6 protein-coding genes are annotated in these 7,287 nt (G+C 69.9%); 4 read left to right on the forward strand and 2 right to left on the reverse strand.

The window, feature by feature from the left end:
• Nucleotides 1-20: 20 nt before the first annotated feature.
• Entirely contained in the window at nt 21-398 is a 378-nt protein-coding gene (locus ACFWPJ_RS12355) for a PH domain-containing protein (RefSeq protein WP_110037428.1), read from the reverse strand.
• A gap of 192 nt (nt 399-590) precedes the next feature.
• On the opposite strand from ACFWPJ_RS12355, the gene purD reads away from it, so the two are divergent.
• A complete protein-coding gene (gene purD, locus ACFWPJ_RS12360) occupies nt 591-1,874 on the forward strand; it encodes a phosphoribosylamine--glycine ligase (protein WP_378850099.1) in 1,284 nt (427 codons plus the stop codon).
• 322 nt (nt 1,875-2,196) lie between these two features.
• Here purD and ACFWPJ_RS12365 read toward each other — a convergent pair whose 3' ends face one another.
• Nucleotides 2,197-3,459 (reverse strand): M23 family metallopeptidase, encoded by a 1,263-nt coding sequence (locus ACFWPJ_RS12365; protein WP_378850102.1) that lies wholly within the window; start codon nt 3,457-3,459, stop codon nt 2,197-2,199.
• A gap of 301 nt (nt 3,460-3,760) precedes the next feature.
• On the opposite strand from ACFWPJ_RS12365, the gene ACFWPJ_RS12370 reads away from it, so the two are divergent.
• The 3 genes from ACFWPJ_RS12370 (at nt 3,761) to purB (ending at nt 7,162) form a co-directional block, all read left to right on the forward strand.
• Nucleotides 3,761-4,924 (forward strand): pyridoxal phosphate-dependent aminotransferase, encoded by a 1,164-nt coding sequence (locus ACFWPJ_RS12370; protein WP_378850104.1) that lies wholly within the window; start codon nt 3,761-3,763, stop codon nt 4,922-4,924.
• A gap of 156 nt (nt 4,925-5,080) precedes the next feature.
• Nucleotides 5,081-5,734, forward strand: coding sequence for a TetR/AcrR family transcriptional regulator (locus ACFWPJ_RS12375; protein ID WP_378850107.1), 654 nt, complete (start codon nt 5,081-5,083; stop codon nt 5,732-5,734).
• Nucleotides 5,735-5,740: 6 nt separating this feature from the next.
• The gene (gene purB, locus ACFWPJ_RS12380) at nt 5,741-7,162 is read left to right on the forward strand and encodes an adenylosuccinate lyase (RefSeq protein WP_378850112.1); all 1,422 of its coding nucleotides are present in this window, start codon (nt 5,741-5,743) and stop codon (nt 7,160-7,162) included.
• The last annotated feature ends 125 nt before the right edge of the window (nt 7,163-7,287 follow it).

Below are 7,287 nucleotides of genomic sequence, written 5' to 3' on the forward strand. Positions count from 1 at the left end.
TGCCATAGCGGCGAGCCTAATCAGATCCCGACGAAATGCGACAGGATGCCCTGCACCTCGTAGATGTCGACCTGACGGTTGAACCGCTGCTTGACCGGCTCGTTCCCGCTGCCGATCCAGATGTAGAGCTCGGCGTCGAGGTCGAAGGTGCCCGCGGTCTCGACGGCGAAATGGGTGATCGAGCGGTAGGGGATGGAGTGGTAGCTGACCTTGCGGCCGGTGACGCCCTGCTTGTCCACCAGGATCAGCCTGCGATTGGTGAACAGCATCGCGTCGCGCACCAGGATGAAGGCCGAGTAGACCTGCTCACCCTGGCCGAACAGCTTCGCGTACTCCTGCTGGGCGGCGGCGGGATCGATCCGCCCCGCGTTACCCATCATCCCGTCGAGCAGGCCCATCGGTGTGCTCCTTCGGCGTCGCCACGTCTGGTTCCATTGTGGCCCAAGGGAGATGACTGCGCTGAGCGAACAATGAACAGCGGATCGGTCGGAAAATGGACCGCGAGGACGAAGAGTGAATGCTCAGCGCGGTCGATCAGCACACCAAGGGGGTCTCGCGGGGGTCGATGCCCGCGCGACTAAACTACGGCGGTGCGCGTACTCGTCATCGGTTCCGGAGCCCGTGAACATGCCCTCGTCCTGGCGCTGCGCCGGGACCCGTCCGTGACGGCGGTCATCGCCGCCCCGGGCAACCCTGGCATCGGACAGCATGCCGAGCTTCGCCCGGTCGATCCGTGCGCGGCCGAGGACGTCGTCGCGCTGGCCGCCGAGGTCGCCGCCGATCTCGTGGTGATCGGACCCGAGGTGCCGCTGGTGCTCGGCGTCGCCGACGCCGTGCGCGCGGCCGGATTCCCGGTGTTCGGTCCGTCCAAGGACGCGGCCCGGATCGAGGGATCGAAGGCGTTCGCCAAGGACGTGATGGCGACCGCCGGTGTGCGGACCGCGCACAGCGAGATCGTCGACAACCCGGCCGACCTGGACGCGGCGCTGGACCGCTTCGGCCCGACCTGGGTGGTCAAGGACGACGGACTGGCCGCGGGCAAGGGCGTCGTGGTGACCGCCGACCGCCGCGCGGCCCGCGATCACGGCGCCGAACTGCTCGAGCAGGGCCACCCGGTGCTGCTGGAGTCGTTCCTCGACGGGCCGGAGGTGTCGCTGTTCTGCCTGGTCGACGGCGAGACCGTGGTCCCGCTGCTGCCCGCCCAGGACCACAAGCGCGTCGGCGACGGCGATTCCGGCCCCAACACCGGCGGCATGGGCGCCTACACCCCGCTGCCGTGGCTGCCCGACGAGACGCTGAACGAGATCGTCGAGGACGTGGTCAAGCCCGTCGCGGCCGAGCTCGTCGCGCGCGGCAGCGCCTTCTCCGGCCTGCTGTACGCGGGCCTGGCGATCGGCAGCAACGGCCCGGCCGTCGTCGAATTCAACTGCCGCTTCGGCGATCCCGAGACCCAGGCCGTCCTGGCCCTGCTGGACAGCCCGTTCGCCGAACTCCTGCACGCCACCGCCACCGGCCGCCTGGCCGAGGTCGAGCCGCCGCGCTGGAAGGACGGCTCGGCCATCACAGTCGTGCTGGCCGCCGAGAACTACCCGGCCCGCCCCCGCACCGGTGATGTGATCACCGGTGCCGAGGACGGCGCGCTGGACGGCGACACGCTGGTGCTGCACGCGGGCACCGGTCAGCGCGAGGACAAGGCGCTGGTCTCGGCCGGTGGGCGCGTACTGAACGTCGTCGGCGTCGGCGCCGATCTGGCCCAGGCCAGGGAACGTGCCTACGCCCGGCTCGCCCAGATCAAGCTCCCCGGCAGCCACTTCCGCACCGATATCGGCGCGACCGAGGTGGTCGTCCCGGAGCGGACGAAGGTTTCCGAGTAACTCGGAACGAGATCAGCGGACAACGTTGTGTCCGCTGATCTCGACGATCAGGTCGACCGCTCGTCCGGCGTTCGCTCAACCAGCCCCCGTTGCCGACTGACGCACTGCGCAGGCCCTCGTGGGTGCGGGCCGTACATCAGATGCCCTCGCCACGGTCGCGGCTTGCTGCCGGCCGCCGCGGACCCGTCGATCAGGTGCCCTGGCACGGTCGCGGCTTGCTGCCGGCCGTCGCGGATCCGTCGATCAGGTGCCCTCGTATGGTCGCGGCTTGCTGTTGGCCGCCGCGGACCTGTCGATCATGTGCTGTCGCCGGGGGCGTCGATCAGGTCAGCCGCAGGCCGTGCAGGGCGAGCCACGCCTGTGGGTCGACGTGCTGGCCGTTCTGCACTATCTCGAAGTGCAGGTGGGGGCCCGTGGAGTCGCCGCGGTTGCCGATGCGGGCGATCTGCATGCCCGCGGGGACGCGTTCGCCCTGGGAGACGAAGAAGTCGTACATGTGGCCGTAGATGCTGATGGTGCCGTCGTCGTGGCGGATGCGGACCCACAGGCCGAAACCCTGCGCTGGTCCGGCTTCCACGACGGTGCCGTCGGCGACGGCGTAGATGGGGCTGCCGATGGGGGCGGCGATGTCGATGCCGCGGTGCATGGTGCCCCAGCGTGAGCCGAAACCGGAGGTGAACGCGCCCTTGGCGGGCAGGCTGAAACCGCCGCCGGACGTCGTCGACCCCGGCACCATGACCCCGGGGACCACCGGGGCCCGCTGACCCATCCAGTCCTGCCACTCGCCCGACGCCGCAGCCGCCGCTTCCGCCTTCGCCCGCTCCAGGGTGGCGCGCGCGGCGGCGGCGACCACCGCTGCCTCGCGGCGCTTCTCACCCCTGGCGATGGCGGCGAGCAGGCGGCTCGACGACTGCGGATTCGGCGCGAGCTGCGGTGGATAGGCGATCGCCACTCGCTGCGCTTCACCCGGCGCCAGTGGACGATCGCTCGCGATGTCCCTGATCTGCGAGTCCGCGGCGGCGAACACCGCGACGATGACGACCCCGGCGATCAGCACCCGTTGCTCGAACAGCACCTGACGCACTCGATCCCGGCTCGGCCGCTGCACCCACAGCGCTTCGGCGCGCGCCTTGGGCCGCAACCAGAACACCGTGCGCACATCCCCTCGGCGCAGCTCACCCGCGACCTCGCCGACCGCCGGGTGCTTCTCCACCCAGGCCGTCACCCGCTCGCGAACACTGGTCCTCGACGGCAGCTGCTCACGCCAATTCGATTGCAGGACATGGCCGTTGATGCTGACGGCGCGCCGGGCTGCGCGGCCGGCGGCGGATTGTGCCGACGCGTTGTCGTCCGCCGGGGCGTTGTGGCCGACCGAAGTGTCATCCGCTGCATCACCATTGGCTGTGGCCTGCCGGCCGGTGTCCGTGACTGCGGGCCCGGTGCCGGCGGCTGTGGCTTGCTTGTCGGTGTTCGTGTCTGTGGGGCGCACCTCGTCGACTGCGGCCTGCCTGCGGGCGTCCGTGTCTGCGTGCCGGGCGCCGTCGGCTGCGGCCTGCTTGCCGGCGCCCGCATCTACCGGCCCCACCCCATCGGCTGCCGCTCGCTCGTGACTGCCTGCCGCTGTATCCGCCGGGCGCGCACTGTCACCCGTCGTCGACACGGTTGCCGCGGCCGGCGAATCATCGACAGCCGACGGCTCAGCGCGATCGACCGTTCGCGTATCCGCCCGCCGCACTCTCCCCGCCCTCATCCACTCCATGGTGCCCCCGCGCCCCGGCCCCGCCGCAGCTGCGCCTGCTGCGTCGGTGGCTGCGTCTTCGCCGTCGGAGCCATTGTGCCGACCATATCTGTGAACGCGCGCGATCGGGTGCTCTACCGTCTCTCGGGTGTCCAGAGAATCGCGCCGGTCGACAATCCCCCCCTTCTACGTGATGGATGTGTGGAAGGCGGCGGCCGAACGGGCCAGGTCGCACGGGGATGTGCTGGTCCTCGCGGCGGGGCAGCCGTCGACGCAGGCGCCCGCGCCGGTGTTGCGGGCCACCAGGGCCGCCATCGACCACGAACTGCTCGGCTACACCGAGACGTTCGGCATCCTGCCGTTGCGCGAAGCCATCGCCGGGCATCACAGCGAGACCTACGGCTACGACGTGCACCCGGACGAAGTGGTGGTGACCACGGGATCGTCGGGCGCGTTCACGCTGATCTTCCTGGCCGCCTTCGACGCGGGCGACACCGTGGTGGTGGCCAGGCCCGGCTACCCCGCCTACCGCAACACGCTGACCGCCCTCGGCTGCACCGTGGTCGAACTGGACTGCGGCCCGCAGACCCGCTTCCAGCCGACCGTGGCCATGCTCGAGGCGCTGCCCGAGCCGCCCGCCGGCCTGGTGGTGGCCAGCCCGGCCAACCCGACCGGCACCATGATCGACCCGGCCGAGCTGGCCGCGCTGGCCCGCTGGTGCGAGGAGCACGGCACCCTGCTGATCTCCGACGAGATCTACCACGGCATCACCTACGAGGGGGCGAGCACGCCGACCTCATCGGCGTGGGAGTTCTCCCGTTCCGCGGTGGTGATCGGCTCGGTGTCGAAGTACTTCTCGATGACCGGCTGGCGCCTGGGCTGGATGCTCGCCCCCGTGGACCTGCGCCCCGCCCTGCAGCGGCTGGCCTCCAACATGACCGTGTGCCCGCCCGCCATCTCCCAATACGCGGCGGTGCACGCGTTCGGGCCGGAAGCCAAGGATGAACTGGACGGTCACGTGCGCCGGTACGCGCGTAACCGGGCACTGTTGCTGGAGGGTCTGCCGAGCATCGGCATCACCGATCTCGCGCCCGCCGACGGCGCTTTCTACGCCTATGCCGATATTGGTCATTTGACCAACGATTCCCGCGCCTGGTGCGCCGAGATACTCGAGCACACCGGCGTCGCGCTGGCACCCGGTCTCGACTTCGACACCGTGCACGGTCTTCGCACAGTTCGCTTCTCCTTCGCGGGCGCCACCGACGACATCGCCGCAGCACTGGACCGGTTGGGACGGTTCCTGAAGGACTGACCAGTCTTGTTGTCAACAGTGATGTGCGACAACAACTTTGCCTAGTACGAACACTTCCGTGCCGGGATACGGTAAAACTCAGTTATCCCGATTTCCCGCGTTTCCCCGATGACGATTGCGCACGGTTGAACTGATGATGACTGGCACGATGGCACGGTGACCACCGCGACGACCCCGAAAGGCGAACGACGTCGCCAGGCCCTGGTGGCGGCGGCGGCTGAACTGTTGCTCGAAGGCGGCTTCGACGCGGTGCGACATCGCTCGGTGGCGTCGCGGGCCGATCTTCCGCTCGCCTCGACCACCTACTATTTCGAGTCGCTGGAAGATCTGATCGCCCGGGCCGTCGAGTTCAGCGGCGCGATCGAACTCGACGCGATGCGTCGCCGGGTCGGTGAGGTCAGCCATCGCAGGCGCGGCGCCGAGGCGACCGTCGACCTGGTCCTCGACCTACTCGTCGGCCCCGACGACGGCGACCTCGACGCCCGCGGTCAGCTGATCGCCCGCTACGAGCGCTCCGTCGCCTCCGCCCGGCACCCCGAGTTACGCGAGGTCCAGCTCCGACTACGCACCCAGCTCGAAGAACTGCTCGCCGACGTGCTGCGCCGCTCCGACCGAGTGGTGCGCCCCGAGCAGTTGCGCAGGCTGGTCGCCGTCGTCGACGGCGCCGTAGTGGCCGCGCTGATAGAGGGCCATCCGGAACCGCGCCGCCCCGCACGGGCCGGTCTGCTGGACATGATCGACATCGTCGCCCCGCCCGTAGTGCCCAACATGATGCCCCAGCAGCTGGAACGGGCACGCCAACTAGACTGAACGTTCGTGAGCCTCGTCCCGAATGTCCTCGCCACCCGATACGCCAGCCCGGAGCTCGTCGCGCTCTGGTCGCCCGAGAACAAGATCGTGCTCGAGCGCAGGCTGTGGCTCGAGGTGCTGCGGGCCCAGTCGGAGCTCGGCATCGACGTCCCCGCCGGCGTGATCGACGACTACGCGCGCGTGATCGACCACGTGGATCTGGCCTCGATCGCCGAGCGTGAGCGGATCACCCGCCACGACGTGAAGGCGCGCATCGAGGAGTTCAACGCGCTGGCCGGGCACGAGCACGTGCACAAGGGCATGACCAGCCGCGACCTCACCGAGAACGTGGAGCAGCTGCAGATCCGGCTCTCGCTCCAGCACGTCTACAACCACGGTGTCGCCGTCGCGGCCCGGCTGGCCGAGCGGGCCGCCGAGTACCAGACGCTGGTGATGGCCGGTCGCTCGCACAATGTCGCCGCCCAGGCCACCACGCTGGGCAAGCGCTTCGCCTCCGCCGCCGACGAGGTGCTCGTCGGGCTGGCCCGGCTGCGCGATCTGATCGACCGCTACCCGCTGCGCGGGATCAAGGGCCCGATGGGCACCGCCCAGGACATGCTCGACCTGCTCGACGGTGACGCGGGCAAGCTGGCCGCGCTCGAGCAGCAGGTGGCCACGCACCTCGGCTTCGCGACCGTGTTCACCAGCGTCGGCCAGGTGTATCCGCGCTCGCTGGACCACGACGTGCTCTCGGCGCTGGTGCAGCTGGGCGCGGGCCCGTCGTCGTTCGCGCACACCATCCGGCTGATGGCGGGCCACGAGCTGGTCACCGAGGGCTTCCAGCCCGGCCAGGTCGGGTCGTCGGCGATGCCGCACAAGATGAACACCCGCTCCTGCGAGCGCGTCAACGGGCTGCAGGTCGTGCTGCGAGGCTACGGCTCGATGGCGGCCGAGCTCGCCGGTGCGCAGTGGAACGAGGGCGACGTGTTCTGCTCGGTGGTGCGCCGCGTCGCGTTGCCGGACGCGTTCTTCGCCATCGACGGCCAGACCGAGACCTTCCTGACCGTGCTCGCCGAGTTCGGCGCGTACCCGGCGGTGGTCGCCCGCGAGCTCGACCGGTACCTGCCGTTCCTGGCCACCACCCGCATCCTGATGGCGGCGGTGCGCGCGGGCGTCGGTCGCGAGACCGCGCACGAGGTCATCAAGGAGCACGCGGTCGCGGTGGCGCTGGCCATGCGCGAGCAGGGCCGCGAGCCCGACCTGCTGGACCGCCTGGCCGCCGACGACCGGATGCCGCTTGACCGCGCCGCGCTCGATGCCGCACTGGCCGACAAGTCGGCGTTCATCGGCGCCGCCTCCGATCAGGTGTCCGAGGTGATCGCGCAGGTGCAGAAGCTGGTCGAGGCGAACCCCGAGGCGGCGCGCTACACCCCGTCGCCGATTCTCTGATCCGGCGTATTCGTGCCCATGGGGTCCGGGCCGGGGGGTTTCAGAAGTGGACCCCGCGAAATGCCCCGAAAAAAAGGGGCCGCGAACCGTAGCCGGTGATAACCTACAACAATTTATGCGACACA

Source organism: Nocardia sp. NPDC058497, assembly GCF_042720195.1.
Classification (GTDB): Bacteria; Actinomycetota; Actinomycetes; order Mycobacteriales; family Mycobacteriaceae; genus Nocardia.

What these genes read in the sequence shown, in the direction of transcription:
- ACFWPJ_RS12355 (WP_110037428.1), bottom strand. Translation starts at nt 398, where the DNA reads ATGGGCCTGCTCGACGGGATGATGGGTAACGCGGGGCGGATCGATCCC.